Here is a 14,537-nt window from a genome sequence, read left to right on the forward strand (position 1 = left end):
ATCCAAATCCTTATATTTGCTGAATGGAAATCAATCAGACACGAATCAATAAATATCTTTCCGAATCGGGCTATTGCTCGCGTCGTGAAGCCGATAAATTATTGGAAGAAGGCCGAATTACAGTCAATGGAGTCGTTCCTGAAATGGGTACGAAAGTCACCATCGATGATGAAATCCGCGTAGACGGGAAATTGGTTCGTGAAAAAAGGGAAAAACCAATTTACCTGGCTTTTAACAAACCCGTTGGAATTGAATGTACTACCAATCAAAATGTTCGTGACAATATTGTGGATTATATCAATTATCCCAAGCGTATTTTCCCTATTGGAAGATTGGATAAAGCCAGCGAAGGCCTGATTTTTATGACAGACGATGGCGATATTGTGAACAAAATCCTTCGCGCCCGAAACAATCACGAGAAGGAATATGTGGTAACTGTCAACAAACAAATTACTGATAGATTCATCCAAAAAATGAGCAACGGAGTTCCGATTTTGGATACCGTTACCCGAAAATGCAAAGTGGAGCAAATCAGCAAATATGTTTTCAAAATCATTCTGACTCAAGGACTGAACCGCCAAATCCGAAGGATGTGTGAATACCTTGGTTATGAAGTGACTGCTTTGAAAAGAACCAGGATTATCAATATTTCGCTGGATGTTCATGTTGGAAGATACCGCGAACTGACTCCCGACGAAATCAAACAACTCAACAAGCTTATCGAACCTTCGAGCAAAACCGAAGAAGCAAGTTTACCAAAAAATTCAAGCCGTAAATGATAAAAACCATTATCTATATCGCAATTGGCGGTGCCATAGGAAGCGTGCTTCGTTTTCTGATGAGTGTTTTTGTAGCTAAATTTTGGTCGAACCAATTTCCATTGGCAACATTTATTACCAATTTTATCGGTTGCCTGCTGATTGGTTTTTTTATTGGCATTCTGACCAAAAACCAATTGGAAGACAGCAACCTGAAGTGGTTTCTCGTTACCGGATTTTGCGGAGGTTTCACCACTTTTTCAGCATTCGGAATGGAAAATTACAATCTGCTGCAAAGCAACAATTCGCTGATGGCTTTTGGATATATTGCGCTGAGTGTCGTACTCGGACTTTTAGCCGTTTGGTTTGGACTTTTGCTGTCCAGATAAAACTTAAATTATGCTTAATCTGTGTAATCTTTGTTTCATTTTTTAGTACATTCGCCAACTATGAAAAAAGAAGATATTATTGCCATTCAAAATTTACTGGCAACATCTAAAAAAATTGCCATTATTCCGCATCGAAGTCCCGATGGCGATGCAATGGGTTCGACATTGGCTCTGTATCATTTTCTTTTAAAACTGAACCACAAACCGGTGGTGATTTCCCCAAATGAATTCCCAAATTTCCTAGCCTGGCTTCCAGGATCGGAAACCGTTTTGATTTATGAAAACGACAAGGAAAACTGCACCAAAATATTGAACGAAGCCGAAGTGGTTTTTACTTTGGATTTCAATGCGTTGCATCGAACAGGAGAAATGGAACAGGTTTTAAATAAGCTTACTGCTCCGATGATTATGATTGACCATCATCAAAAACCGGACACTTACGCCACGTATACTTATTCTGATACTGCCTTTGGTTCTACCTGTGAAATGATTTATAATTTTATTTCATTTTTAGGCAAAAAAGAACTGATAGACAAAACGATAGCTGCCTGTATTTACACCGGAATCACAACAGATTCAGGGTCGTTCCGCTTTCCTTCAACGACCAGCATGACACACCGAATTGTAGCCGAGCTGATTGATTTGGGCATCGACAACAGCGAGATCCACAACCTGCTTTTTGACGACAACTCCTACAACCGATTACAGCTTTTGGGCAGGGCTTTGCAGAACATGAAAGTGTTTCCTGAATATAAAACCTCCTACACTTCGCTTACGCAAAAGGAATTGGACGAATTCCATTATGAAAAAGGCGATACCGAAGGTGTTGTCAATTATGGCTTAAGCATCAAGGGAATTCATTTTGCAGCGATTTTTATCGAACACCGCGATGAAAACATCATCAAGATTTCGTTTCGTTCGCAGGGAAATTTTGATGTCAATCAATTTGCAAGGGACCATTTCAACGGTGGCGGACATGTTAATGCAGCAGGAGGAAAATCCTATGACAGCATGAAGGCCACACTTAATAAATTTGAAGATTTAATTTCTAAAATAACCATCTAAGAACATGAAAAACATTTCAAAAATAACAATGCTTTTTGTAGTCTTTATAACTTTCTTAAGTTGTAAACAACAACAGGCACGCATGCCGGTTTCACGTTCTTCTGGAACATTCATGAAAGAATCAGCAGCGAGGAATAAAAAACTGGTTGCTGGAGAAGAAGGTAAAATCGATTCGATAATCAAAAGCAATCCAAAAGTACAATACATTGCATCCAAAAAAGGATATTGGTACCATTATGTAGTTAAAAATGAAAATGACACCCTTCGTCCAAAAAAGGGAGATGTGGCACAATTTGATTATGAAATTATGGATATGAAAGGAAATGTGGTGTATTCTGAAGTTGAATTGCGCCCACAAACTTATATTGTCGACAAGCAAAATATCATGATGGGATTACGCGACGGAATAAAATTAATGCATAAAAAAGAACAGGTAACTTTCCTTTTCCCATCGCACATGGCATTTGGTTACCGTGGTGATACCAAACGCATCAAAACCAACCAGCCAATTATCGTAACGGTAACACTAAATGATTTCAAAGCAGAAGCAAAAGCTACAGCAAAACCAGTAACACCAACTGAAACTAAACCAAAAACAGAACCTAAATTAGATTAAAAATGACCCAAAAGATTTGCCTCTTATTAACTGTTTTATCAATTTGCCTGAGCTCATGCAAAGACGAACATAAAGATTTAAAAGATGGTTTATACGCCGAAATCGAAACTTCAAAAGGAACAATTATAGCCGAACTTGACTACAAAAAAGTACCTTATATGGTGGCTAATTTTGTTACTTTGGCCGAAGGGAAAAACCAATTTTGCACCGAAGACCTTAAAGGAAAACCATTCTTTGACGGATTGGAATTCCACCGTGTTATTTCAAAATCAAACGGTGATGCTGAGGATTTTATGATCCAGACTGGTGATCCTTTGGGAACAGGTTCGGGTGATGCAGGTTACAAATGCAGGGATGAAATCACCAACCTAAAGCACGACAAACCTGGTATTTTGTCTATGGCTAATTCGGGCCCAAATACGAACACAAACAGCAGCCAGTTCTTTATAACATTGGTTCCTACACCTTGGCTGGATGGCAAGCATTCAGTTTTTGGATGTGTTGTAGGTGATGGAATGACGGTTGCCAATTCCATTGTAAAAGGAGATGTTATTAAAACCGTTACTATAATCCGAAAAGGGGAAGATGTCAAAAAATTTGATGCCGTAAAGATTTTCAATGATAATTTCAAAGCTCAAAATGAGGATCAAAAGAAACAGGATGCCCTTGCTGAGCAAAAGAAAATGGAATATGACGCAAAATACAAAGCAGTTAAGGAAAAGAAAATCGCTTACTTTAATGGTTTGAAAAAATCAGCTACTAAAACCTCATCAGGATTAAAATTCACTATTACCCAAAAATCGTCCAAAGAAAAACCAAAAGACGGGGAAACAATTTACATTGCCTACGCCGGTTTTTTGGAAGACGGAACGCTTTTTGATACCAGCGAGCCAAATGTTGCCAAGGAGTTCGGAATGTATGACGAACAAAGGGCTATGGAAAATGGATATTCGGCCTTGCCTTATGTAATGGGTTCCAATAAAATGATTCCCGGTTTTGTAGAAGGTCTGAGTAAATTGAAAATTGGCGACAAAGCGGTTTTCTTCATACCGTCGAACCTCGGTTATGGCGAACAAGGTGCCGGAGGTGTTATTCCTCCAAATGCCAACCTGATTTTTGAATTAGAAGTAAAGAGTAAAATATAAATTAGTAACAAACATAAATAAGTAATAAATCATGAAAAAAATAAACATTCTTCTTTTGATTTGTATTGGCGTAATGAGTGCAAATGCTCAGAATACCAAGAAAACAGCAGGGAAACCTGCGCCTAAACCAGCAGCAACAGCTTCAGCCAATGAAGGAATATTTGCTGAGATGGAAACATCAAAAGGAAAAATCATCATTCAATTAGAATATCAAAAAACACCGGTAACTGTTGCCAACTTCATTTCGTTGGCTGAAGGGACAAACGCTTCTGTAGCCGATCCAAATTTAAAAGGAAAACCTTTTTACAACGGTTTGAAATTCCACAGGGTAATTCCTGATTTTATGATTCAGGGTGGAGACCCGCAAGGAAATGGGTCTGGTGGACCGGGTTATGCCTTTAAGGATGAATTTACCGATGCTAAATTTGACAAAGCCGGAATTTTGGCAATGGCAAATTCAGGCCCAAAAACAAACGGTTCACAGTTCTTCATCACGCATAAAGAAACATCCTGGTTAACCGGAAAACATACCATCTTTGGTTATGTTACTCAAGGACAGGACGTTGTTAATGCAATCAAACAGGATGATATAATCAACAAAATTACTATCGTTAGAAAAGGTGCTGAAGCCAAGAAATTTGATGCTGCAAAAGTTTTCGCAGATTATATGGCAAACAAGGCTGGTGATGATGCGAAGGAAGCTGCCCTTGCTGCTGAAAACAGAAAAAAACAGCAAGAACTCGAAGATCAGAAAAAAGCTGAATACAAAGCTAAATATGGTCCGGTAATGGCCGAAAAAGCAAAATACTTAACTGAAACAAAAGCTACTGCAACAGAAACTCCTAGTGGTTTGCGTTACAAAATAATTAAAGCGGGAGCAGGTAAAAAACCTACTGATGGTTCAACGGTGTACATTCACTATGCTGGCTATTTAGAAGATGGTTCTTTGTTTGACAGCAGCTACGAAGATGTCAATAAACTATGTGGAAAGTTTGATGAAAACAGGGCTAAGCAAAACGGTTATCAGCCATTCCCGTTCCAGTATGGGAAAAAAGACGGTTTGATTCCTGGATTTATCGAAGGATTGGAACACATGAACTTAGGCGATAAAGCTGTGATTTTCATCCCCTCAAAATTAGGATATGGCGAAAGAGGTGCAGGAAATGTGATTCCACCAAACTCCAACATTATTTTCGAAATTGAAATGTTGGAAACGCTTCCGGTAGCGAAACAATAATAAGATTCCATCAAATAAAAAAAGCCCCGAAAAATCGGGGCTTTTTTTATTATTCCTTTTTATGCATTGAAATGTAATAAACAGGAATTCCAATGGCGACAATAATCAGCCCCATGACTGTATTCCTCGAATCATAAATCAGCAAATCAACACAAATAAGGCTTGTGATGATTATATATAAAATAGGAACCAATGGATAACCAAAAGCCTTGTAAGGACGTTCGGCATCGGGTTCCTTTTTACGCAGGATAAACAAACCACCAATTGTAAGGATATAAAACAGCAATGATGCAAATGTTGCGTAAGTCAGCAAATCACCATAACGTCCGGTAAGGCAAAGGAAACAGGCCCAGCCACATTGAAACCATAAAGCTTTTGCAGGCACATCATAATCGTTAAGCTCCGCAGCGCCTTTAAAAAACAAACCATCTTTCGCCATGGCATAAAACAGTCTTCCGCCGGATAAAATCAACCCAATATTGCATCCAAAAGTTGACACCATAATCAGTGCCGCCATAAAAAATACCCCAATATTTCCCATGATGGCACTTGCAGCCGCTGCTCCAACCCTATCCTGACTGGCAAACATGATTCCGTGCTGCACTACAGTTCCATCGTCGCCAGGAACACCATTGAGTGGTAATAAAGCGAGATAGGCAATATTTGCCAAAATATAGATTATCGTAACAATCAGGGTTCCTAAAAACAAGCTTCTTGGAATGTTCCTTTTTGGGTCCTTGATTTCTGCGGCTATGAAAGTTACATTATTCCACGCATCGCTTGAAAACAAAGAGTTGATGATGGTTGCACCCATTGCCCCAATTAAAGCCACACCTGATAATTTGGTTATCGTAAGTGTTCCGTCTGCTTCCAAAACCGTTTTCTTTGCTTCCCACATAGTTGCGAAATTATCAGCAAAAGTATCGGTATGGAAACCTATGTAAATACCTAACACGATTAAGGCAAACAAGGCAATCAGTTTTGCTGAAGTAAAAATCACCTGGATGATTTTACCACTTCGGATTCCTTTGGTATTGATAAACGTCAGCAGCAGGATTATGAAAATGGCCAAAACCTGTTTATTAGTAACTGCAAAAGTTTCGCTAATCGTGAAAATTTTATTTTCCAATAAAGGAAAAAACACAGCGGTATAATTGGAAAAAGCTACTGCAACCGCAGCAATGGTTCCGGTTTGGATTACGGTAAACACGGTCCAGCCGTATAAAAACGAAATCAGTTTTCCATAGGCACGCTGTATATAAACGTATTGCCCGCCGGCATTAGGCATCATTCCGGCAAGCTCGCCATAACTCAATGCCGCCGACATCGTCAGCAATCCGGTCACGAGCCAGATGACCAATATCCACGCGGCCGAACCTACATCCCTTGCCATGGCTGATGTTACGATAAAAATACCGGATCCAATCATGGAACCGGCAACTAAACTGGTGGCGTCGATTAAGCCTAAAGAGCGTTTAAAATGGTGTGTTTCTGTTGACATAAAGTGGTTTTTGGAGTGGTTAGTTTTTCAAATATAGCTAAAGTTTTTTGGCCCTTTCCCAATTTGGGTAATTGAAAAATCTTCAATTTTTCAATTCCAATTTTTAGGGAAGACGCTTCGCCTCTTCCCAAAAAATATCCATTTCAGCCAAACTCATATCAGCTAAGGATTTTCCAAGCTCATTGGCTTTGCTTTCAAGGTAAATGAATCGTTTGATGAATTTTTTATTCGTGCGTTCCAAAGCATCTTCAGGATTGACTTTGAGGAAACGGGCGTAGTTGATCATGGAGAACAAAACATCGCCAAACTCGCCTTCTATCTTGTCCTGATTTCCTGCTTTGACTTCTTCCTGCAGTTCCTGCAATTCCTCCTGGACTTTGTCCCAAACCTGATGCGGTTCTTCCCAGTCGAAACCAACACCTTTTACCTTGTCCTGTATTCGGCTGGCTTTTACCAATGCAGGCAAACTTTTAGGCACACCTTCCAAAACCGACTTTTTGCCTTCCTTGAGTTTGAGTTTTTCCCAGTTTTGCTTTACTTCCTCTTCATCGGCAACAACAACATCTCCGTAAATATGCGGATGGCGGTGAATGAGTTTGTCACAGATTTCATTGCACACATCAGCCATATCAAAATCGCTGGTTTCGCTTCCTATTTTGGCATAAAAAACAATATGCAGCAACAAATCGCCAAGCTCTTTTTTGATTTCCTGCAAATCATTATCCAAAATGGCGTCACCCAATTCGTAAGTTTCCTCAATGGTTAAATGGCGAAGGCTTTCCAATGTTTGCTTTTTATCCCAGGGACATTTCTCGCGCAAATCATCCATGATGTCGAGTAATCTGTTGAAAGCGTCAAGTTGTTGCTGGCGTGTGTTCATTTATTATTTTGAATTTTAAATTATAAATTTTGATTTAAAGCATCACATTAGTAAAAATAAAAAATCCTATCACTTAAATCAGTAATAGGATTTGTATTTATAAAAAAGTAATTAACTATTTTTTTGTTTTTGGCTCTGCCTTAGCTTTAGTTTCCTTTTTTGCCTTAACTTCCTCAACAACCTGCTCTTTTACTTCTTCAGCGTTTTCAACTTTTGGCTCTTCTTTCGAAACCATTCCTTTTGCCTGAAGGATGTTGTACCAGTTCAATAATTTTTTAATGTCTGAAGCGTATACTCTGTCTTCATCATAATCCGGAAGGATTTCCTTGAAATAAGCCACAAGCTTAGCATTGTCATCTTTACCTGTAACCGGAGTTGGGCCTTCATTTTCCTTAATGGCGATGGCTCTAAGGATTTCTACCAATGGTTTTTCAGCACTGTAGGTATACATTGAAATTTCTGAAAGCAAACTAACATTGCTACGCAATCCAACAGTGATTTTCTTTCCGTCTAATAACGACTCCGCTAAAAACCCTGAGCGTGTTTGTATTTTTAATTCGAATAAACCTGGTTTCCCGGAAATGGCTAATATTTTTTCTACGTTCATTTTTTAATTTAATTTATGGGGCACAAATATATTTAATTTAAGTTCCAAATTTAAAACATCAGTTGACTAAATAAAGGAATTTAATAAAGATTTAAGAATTACCTGAAATGCAAAAGTTTATCTTCCTTTCTTATTGGCAAACTTCATTCGGTAATCGGGAAAAGCCTTGCCATCCATAATGTTCTGAAGTTTCTTTTTAATCAGTGTTTTTTTCAGCATCGAAATTTTATCGGTAAATAAAACGCCTTCAATATGGTCATATTCGTGCTGGATGACACGTGCAATCAAACCGTCAAAAACTTCTGTTTTCATAACAAAATCCTCTTCACAATACTCGATGGTGATCCTTTCGTTTCGGTATACGTCTTCGCGGACATCGGGAATGCTAAGACAGCCTTCATTAAAGCCCCATTCATCGCCTTCTTCCTTCAGCATTTTAGCGTTGATAAACGTCTTTTTGAAGTTTTTAAGCTGTTCCTGTTCTTCCTTCGATAAATCACTGCTGTCGCTGAAAGGCTCGGTATCGATGACAAACAAACGAATGGACATTCCAACCTGAGGTGCAGCCAATCCAACGCCATACGCATTGTACATCGTATCATACATATTGGCAATAACTTCCTTCAGATTAGGATAATCGGGAGAAATCTCTGCGGCAACTTGTCGCAAAACCGGTTCGCCATAGCCGTAAATAGGAATAATCATTTCTTAATTTTTTTGGGCAAAAATAATGAAATTAAATCATTTTGCGGGTTAAATAATCCTGAAGTAAGATAGTTGCAGCGATTTCATCTACAAGTGCCTTATTCTGACGCTGTTTCTTTTTGAGCCCACTGTCAATCATCGTTTGCAACGCCATTTTGGATGTAAACCTTTCGTCTACTCGTTCTATTTTCATATCGGGAAAGGCAGCCTCAAAATCGGCAACAAACTTCTCAATGACCGGAGTACTTTCAGAAGCCTGACCGTTCATTTGTTTTGGTTCACCAATCAAAACCTTTGTCACATCTTCCTTAGAAAAATAATCATTCAAAAATACAATAACTGTTTCCGAAGGAACGGTCGTCAGGCCAGAAGCGATAATCTGCAACTCGTCTGTGACTGCAATTCCGGTACGTTTGATTCCGTAATCAATGGCTAGGATTCTTGGCATTTTGATAATTTTCGGTAAAGATATAAATAAAAAATCCTCGTTGGGGACAAGGATTTTTATTCGATTGGGATTAGTTTACCGTATGGCTTCAAATTTTGCTACTGCCTTTTTACCAATGTGGAAGTGGAGCATTTTACCACCATCTTCTATCATATAATTATCGGTTTTTTGAAGGTTATTGTAAAAGTTGCGTTCATCTTCCATATCACTGCATGCCATTCGGGTTGAAATAATATTGGTAAATCCCAATTTGCCTTCGTCTTTCATAAAATAGTTTCCCGAGATTCTGTTACAACCTGCATAAGCCTTGAAGGTTCCTGTTTTAGAGTCAAAATTGATGAAATAATCACGACCGGTTTTGGCTTTAACGGGTTTTCCGTTCAACTCGACCAATCCCCATTTTGTTTCCGCCAAAGAGTATTTTCCCTTTTCTCCCGGAATCACTTTTTCTGTGGTCGAAATTTTATTGGGCAGTTTAACATCCGATTTTGCATCTTTATCTGTTGAAGGTTCTGTTGGAACTACTGCCGTATCGGTTGCATAAACTGCGGTATCGGTCATTTCCTGATCATCTTGCGAAACTGCAGAAGTGTCGATAATCGTATCTGTATCTTCATTGGCCGCATCAGCTTTTTTGCAACTTGTGAAGCTCAGGAATAAAACTGTGATGGTAAAATAAATAATTTTCATGAGGTATTTAGGTTTGGTTATACCTCACAAAATTAAGGCGCTAATCTTCGAAAAAATTATATGATTTTTAGGAATGCTTACAGAATATGCACGCTGTTAGATTGCTTCAAATCGGGCGATTACCTTTCTTCCTTCTCCAAAAAACGTAAGGATGTTTTGATCCACTTTGTAATTTACGACCTGTACAAGCATGGCTCCAAACTGGTCCTCTATTGTCATGTCGGGACAAGCCATCCTGGTCATTATTACATCCGAAAAATCGATGGTGTCAAAAGTGGGCATTACATAATTTCCGGCAATGCTGTTACAGCCTGCAAAAGCCGTAAATCGGTTGTCTTTGGAATTCAACTTTAGGAAATAAACCTTTTCGCCTTTTTGAATAATTTTCTTGTTCTTTAAGGAAACCAATTTCCATTTGGTTTCAGCCAGAGTATATTTACCAACAGCCGGATTTACTTTTTGGATAACCGTGGTCGTTGACATCCGGCTATTCAAATCAACTGTGGCTGCGTTGTGTTCTTCAACAGTTTCCAGTTTTGAAGTATCTGCGGGCTGTTTGAAAAGCTTGTATTCCTCAGCAAGTTTTCCTGTGATTTTCTTCCCGGTCAAATCGAGTTGGGTTAAGGTATTTTCACCAACAAAATATTGGTTTGGCCCATTCTTAACATCGGTAAGTATAATGGTATTTCCTTTTTTATTCCAGGTGAAATGCCCTTTCTGAACGTATAGTTTATCTCCTTTTCCCTGATATTTTGTTTTGATGCTAAAGGTCGAATTCTCATTGATGGCAATCTCAGTTTCCAATCCGTTGCAATCGGCACAAGGCAAAATTCCTTTGTACGTTCCGATATAATCAAGGGAATTTTTGGCATTATGCGTTAGCGAAGCAGCATCTTCTTTTTTAACCGTTTGCTTCTGGCAGCCAATCGTTAATACAAATAATAATAGTAAACTTTTTTTCATGGGAGTTGGAATAAGTTGACCAAAATTATCAAATCAATTCATAAGTTAAAGTTAAATATTTGAAATTAAAAGGAGGACTGCCGGTGGCAGTCAGGTATGCGAACTTTAGTTCGTCATCAATTATTAAAAACAAAAAAAACTTATCTTTGCGCTCACTCGAGTCTCGTCACATTGACGAGACGAACTGTACAAAGTAAAATTCAAAATTCATGAGCAACTTACAATCCATTATAGAAAAAGCCTGGGACAACCGCGAATTACTCAAAGACGAAACTACCTTAAAAACCATCCGTGAAGTTATTGCATTGCTTGATGCAGGAACCTTACGAGTTGCCGAGCCAACGGCAAATGGCTGGCAGGTTAACGAATGGGTGAAGAAAGCTGTAGTGATGTATTTTCCAATCCAGAAAATGGAAACCTGGGAAGCCGGAATTTTTGAATACCACGATAAAATGCTGCTGAAAACCGGTTATGCCGAAAAAGGAATCCGTGTGGTTCCGCCTGCGACAGCGCGTTATGGAGCTTATATTTCCAAAGGTGTGATTTTGATGCCAAGCTATGTCAACATCGGCGCTTATGTTGATGAAGGAACTATGGTGGATACCTGGGCAACGGTTGGAAGCTGTGCCCAAATTGGTAAAGATGTACACTTGTCCGGCGGTGTTGGAATTGGTGGCGTTTTAGAGCCATTGCAGGCTGCACCTGTCATCATTGAAGATGGAGCTTTCATTGGTTCGAGATGCATTGTTGTCGAAGGTGTACGCGTTGAAAAAGAATCGGTTCTTGGTGCGAATGTTTGTTTGACTGCATCCACCAAAATTATTGACGTTACCGGAAGTGAGCCTAAAGAATACAAAGGATTTGTCCCTGCGCGTTCGGTTGTGATTCCGGGAAGTTATACCAAAAAATTTGCTGCCGGAGATTTTCAGGTGCCTTGCGCACTAATCATAGGAACCCGCAAGCCATCAACCGATTTGAAAACTTCGCTTAACGATGCCTTGAGGGAATACGACGTAGCGGTCTAATTTATTATATTTGTTATTCACACTTACTAACTATCTATGAAACTTAAAGAATATCCACAGTCATTTTTTAACACCTTAAGGTTATTATCCATTCCGGTTAGCAAGTTGAATGATAAAACGAATACAGTTCCCGTAATTGTCTCATTGACAACTATTGAGTCGCGTTTGAATAAAGTCCACATCACGTTGAGAAGCGTTATGAACCAAACGGTAAAACCCGAAAAAATCGTGCTTTGGATAACCGAAGCCGACCGCAATAAGATTCCGGAAACCCTTCAGAAACTGACTGGAGATTTACTCGAAATCAGATATACACCTCGTACGAGTTCACATAAAAAACTATTGCCTTCTTTGGAGTTATTCCCTGATAAGGTAATCGTTACCTGTGATGACGATTTGATTTATGAAAGCCAATGGCTCGAAAAATTGTATGCAACGCATGTCAAGTATCCAAAAGATATCATTTGCAATAAGGCACGCCAGATTGCGATTGATGAAAATGGCAAAACATTGGATTATAAATTCTGGAAATACACCAAACAAAACAATCCTAAGAAGAATTTGGCGATAGGTGAAGGCGGAATCCTTTATCCTCCGGGAGCTTTGAACAGCCAGATTACCGATTACGATTTGGCTTTGAAACTCGCTCCGAAGAATGACGATTTATGGTTCAAGGCGATGGCCTTGTTAAACAATACCACCGTAAGATTATCTGAAAATCCTTCGACTGTTTTTATCCCAATTCCGGGAACGCAGAAAATTTCACTAAAGAAAATCAACGTGGTGAAAAACTTCAATGTGGATCAGTGGAATGATTTAACCGAGTTTTTTAATCTGAAGCTAAATTAGAGTCGATGCCAATTGGCGTTTTAACCACCTTATTGTTTCGCGTATTGGCGCGGATTGCGTAGTTTTTCTTCCAGGTTTCCTTATTTACATAACCGCGTTTGTGGTCCAGATGCACGCAAATTGCAGAGTATCTGATTTGCTTGGATTTCAATCCTTTGTTGAATAATCGTTCACCCAACTCACGATCCTGTCCTCCATACTGCATTTCCTGATTGAAACCATTTACCTCGACCAAATCCTTTTTCCAGCCCGAAGAATTGTGCCCGTTCCAGGAAGCATTTGTTGGCGTAATGAAATTTAATATTTTGGCGGACAAACCTGAAGTCAGGAATTTGATATTCTTGCCGCTTGCCTTCAATCCTTGCGATTTCAGCCATTGCAGGTTGAAACAATTTTGAGCGATAATGTCTTCTTTGGTAATTGCTATTGAAATGTCCATCGGAAGTTTGTAATAACCTCCGGAAAGAAAATAACCTTCTTCGCGATAATCGATATGGACCTGTACAAAATCTTCCCTTGGAATACAGTCGCCATCCGTAAAAATCAAATAATCCGAAGTCGAAGCCAAAATTGCCTTGTTCAGTATTTGCGACTTTTGAAAACCATTATCTTCCTGCCAAACGTGGATAATCGGAATGGAAATTTCCTTTCGCAGCCTGTCAATTAATTCACGCGTAGCCTCTTTTGAACCATCATCGGCAATGATAATTTCGAAGTCGGTAAAAGTCTGCACGCTAAAACCAATAATGGTTTTTTCAAGCCAGGCTTCCGAATTATACGTACTGAAAATAACCGATGCTGTCATAGATAATTTGGTATTCGTTGCAAAATTACAATTTTAATGTATTGATTCCTGTTTCTATTTTGGTAACTTTATTTTTCTTGTTAAACCTTCGGACTTCCATATTATACGCCACTTTTTCGGCATTGACATAGCCACGTGGATGATCGAGATGTACACAGATTGCCCGATATCGAATTTGTTTAGAAAGCAAACCGTTGTTGAATAATCGTTCGCCCATTTCACGATCTTCGCCGCCATAATCGAGCAATTCGTTAAACCCATTTATCGCTAAAATATCCGATTTGAATCCCGAAGAATTGTGTCCGTTCCACGAGCGTTTTGTCGGCGTAAGCCAATTCATAAACGTCGCAAAATATTTATTCCTGTTGAGTTTGGTAATTTTAAAGCTCAGCTTCAATCCCTGCTTTCGCAGCCACGAAATCTTAAAGCAGCGTTGGTGCAGGATATCATCGTCTGAAATGGCTTTGGAAATCGAAATCGGAAGTTTGAAATAACCACCGGAAAGAAAAAAACCGGCTTCCTTTTCCTTTAAATGCTGCGCCACAAAATCCTTTCGCGGAATGCAGTCACCATCGGTAAACAAAAGATAATCGGAGTTCGAAGCTAGAATAGCTGAATTGAGGATTTTGCACTTTCGGAAACCTTTGTCTTCGTGCCAGACATGAACAATAGGATGTGTGAATTTGTCCTTGAATGAAGCGATTACTTCCTTAGTTTTATCGGTTGAACCATCATCGGCGATGACAATTTCGATGTCATTTTCGGTTTGTATAGTATATCCAAGTAACACTTTGTGCAACCATTCTTCAGAATTGTATGTGGATATAATGATGGACAACTTCATACTCTACAAA

Annotated in this window: 17 protein-coding genes; 8 read left to right on the forward strand and 9 right to left on the reverse strand. The window is 39.1% G+C overall.

Going from position 1 to position 14,537, the window contains the following annotated elements:
- Window positions 1-23 precede the first annotated feature (23 nt).
- The 6 genes from rluF to L1S31_RS09715 are packed head-to-tail and all read left to right on the forward strand — an operon-like array spanning window position 24 to window position 5,210.
- Entirely contained in the window at window positions 24-779 is a 756-nt protein-coding gene (gene rluF, locus L1S31_RS09690) for a 23S rRNA pseudouridine(2604) synthase RluF (protein ID WP_236464530.1), read from the forward strand.
- Entirely contained in the window at window positions 776-1,147 is a 372-nt protein-coding gene (crcB, locus tag L1S31_RS09695; protein ID WP_236464531.1) for a fluoride efflux transporter CrcB, read from the forward strand. Before rluF ends, crcB begins: the two co-directional genes overlap by 4 nt.
- A 60-nt stretch (window positions 1,148-1,207) precedes the next feature.
- Window positions 1,208-2,212 (forward strand): DHH family phosphoesterase, encoded by a 1,005-nt coding sequence (locus L1S31_RS09700; protein WP_236464532.1) that lies wholly within the window; start codon window positions 1,208-1,210, stop codon window positions 2,210-2,212.
- 4 nt (window positions 2,213-2,216) lie between these two features.
- Window positions 2,217-2,828 carry a gliding motility-associated peptidyl-prolyl isomerase GldI gene (gene gldI / locus L1S31_RS09705; RefSeq protein ID WP_236464533.1) on the forward strand — a complete coding sequence of 204 codons (612 nt, stop codon included), beginning with the start codon at window positions 2,217-2,219 and terminating at the stop codon, window positions 2,826-2,828.
- A 2-nt stretch (window positions 2,829-2,830) separates the two neighbouring features.
- On the forward strand, window positions 2,831-3,973 hold the full coding sequence (locus L1S31_RS09710; RefSeq protein ID WP_236464534.1) for a peptidylprolyl isomerase: 1,143 nt from the start codon (window positions 2,831-2,833) through the stop codon (window positions 3,971-3,973).
- A gap of 31 nt (window positions 3,974-4,004) precedes the next feature.
- On the forward strand, window positions 4,005-5,210 hold the full coding sequence (locus L1S31_RS09715) for a peptidylprolyl isomerase (protein WP_236464535.1): 1,206 nt from the start codon (window positions 4,005-4,007) through the stop codon (window positions 5,208-5,210).
- Between the two features lie 49 nt (window positions 5,211-5,259).
- On the opposite strand, the gene L1S31_RS09720 is transcribed toward L1S31_RS09715, so the two are convergent.
- The 7 genes from L1S31_RS09720 to L1S31_RS09750 all read right to left on the reverse strand — a co-directional run bounded on the left by L1S31_RS09720 (window position 5,260) and on the right by L1S31_RS09750 (window position 11,004).
- A complete protein-coding gene (locus L1S31_RS09720; protein WP_236464536.1) occupies window positions 5,260-6,711 on the reverse strand; it encodes an APC family permease in 1,452 nt (483 codons plus the stop codon).
- Window positions 6,712-6,814: 103 nt separating this feature from the next.
- Entirely contained in the window at window positions 6,815-7,591 is a 777-nt protein-coding gene (gene mazG / locus L1S31_RS09725) for a nucleoside triphosphate pyrophosphohydrolase (RefSeq protein WP_236464537.1), read from the reverse strand.
- A 115-nt stretch (window positions 7,592-7,706) separates the two neighbouring features.
- Window positions 7,707-8,198, reverse strand: a complete 492-nt coding sequence (locus L1S31_RS09730; protein ID WP_236464538.1) for a DUF5606 family protein — start codon at window positions 8,196-8,198, stop codon at window positions 7,707-7,709.
- Window positions 8,199-8,315: 117 nt separating this feature from the next.
- A complete protein-coding gene (gene def, locus L1S31_RS09735) occupies window positions 8,316-8,903 on the reverse strand; it encodes a peptide deformylase (protein ID WP_236464539.1) in 588 nt (195 codons plus the stop codon).
- Between the two features lie 31 nt (window positions 8,904-8,934).
- Window positions 8,935-9,351, reverse strand: a complete 417-nt coding sequence (gene ruvX, locus L1S31_RS09740) for a Holliday junction resolvase RuvX (protein WP_236464540.1) — start codon at window positions 9,349-9,351, stop codon at window positions 8,935-8,937.
- A 75-nt stretch (window positions 9,352-9,426) separates the two neighbouring features.
- On the reverse strand, window positions 9,427-10,041 hold the full coding sequence (locus L1S31_RS09745; protein ID WP_236464541.1) for an META domain-containing protein: 615 nt from the start codon (window positions 10,039-10,041) through the stop codon (window positions 9,427-9,429).
- 96 nt (window positions 10,042-10,137) lie between these two features.
- On the reverse strand, window positions 10,138-11,004 hold the full coding sequence (locus L1S31_RS09750) for a copper resistance protein NlpE N-terminal domain-containing protein (RefSeq protein WP_236464542.1): 867 nt from the start codon (window positions 11,002-11,004) through the stop codon (window positions 10,138-10,140).
- Window positions 11,005-11,213: 209 nt separating this feature from the next.
- Here L1S31_RS09750 and L1S31_RS09755 point away from each other — a divergent pair, with 209 nt between their 5' ends.
- Both L1S31_RS09755 and L1S31_RS09760 read left to right on the forward strand, forming a co-directional pair.
- A complete protein-coding gene (locus L1S31_RS09755) occupies window positions 11,214-12,029 on the forward strand; it encodes a 2,3,4,5-tetrahydropyridine-2,6-dicarboxylate N-succinyltransferase (RefSeq protein ID WP_236464543.1) in 816 nt (271 codons plus the stop codon).
- A 36-nt stretch (window positions 12,030-12,065) separates the two neighbouring features.
- Entirely contained in the window at window positions 12,066-12,878 is an 813-nt protein-coding gene (locus L1S31_RS09760; RefSeq protein WP_236464544.1) for a glycosyltransferase family A protein, read from the forward strand.
- Here L1S31_RS09760 and L1S31_RS09765 read toward each other — a convergent pair.
- Window positions 12,859-13,683: a glycosyltransferase family 2 protein gene (locus L1S31_RS09765; RefSeq protein WP_236464545.1), complete on the reverse strand. Its 825-nt coding sequence runs from the start codon at window positions 13,681-13,683 to the stop codon at window positions 12,859-12,861. The two genes, L1S31_RS09760 and L1S31_RS09765, sit on opposite strands and share 20 nt — an antisense overlap.
- 25 nt (window positions 13,684-13,708) lie before the next feature.
- The gene (locus L1S31_RS09770) at window positions 13,709-14,527 is read right to left on the reverse strand and encodes a glycosyltransferase family 2 protein (RefSeq protein WP_236464546.1); all 819 of its coding nucleotides are present in this window, start codon (window positions 14,525-14,527) and stop codon (window positions 13,709-13,711) included.
- Window positions 14,528-14,537 lie beyond the last annotated feature (10 nt).

Origin of the sequence: Flavobacterium wongokense, assembly GCF_021608265.1 — a bacterium.
GTDB lineage: Bacteria > Bacteroidota > Bacteroidia > Flavobacteriales > Flavobacteriaceae > Flavobacterium > Flavobacterium wongokense.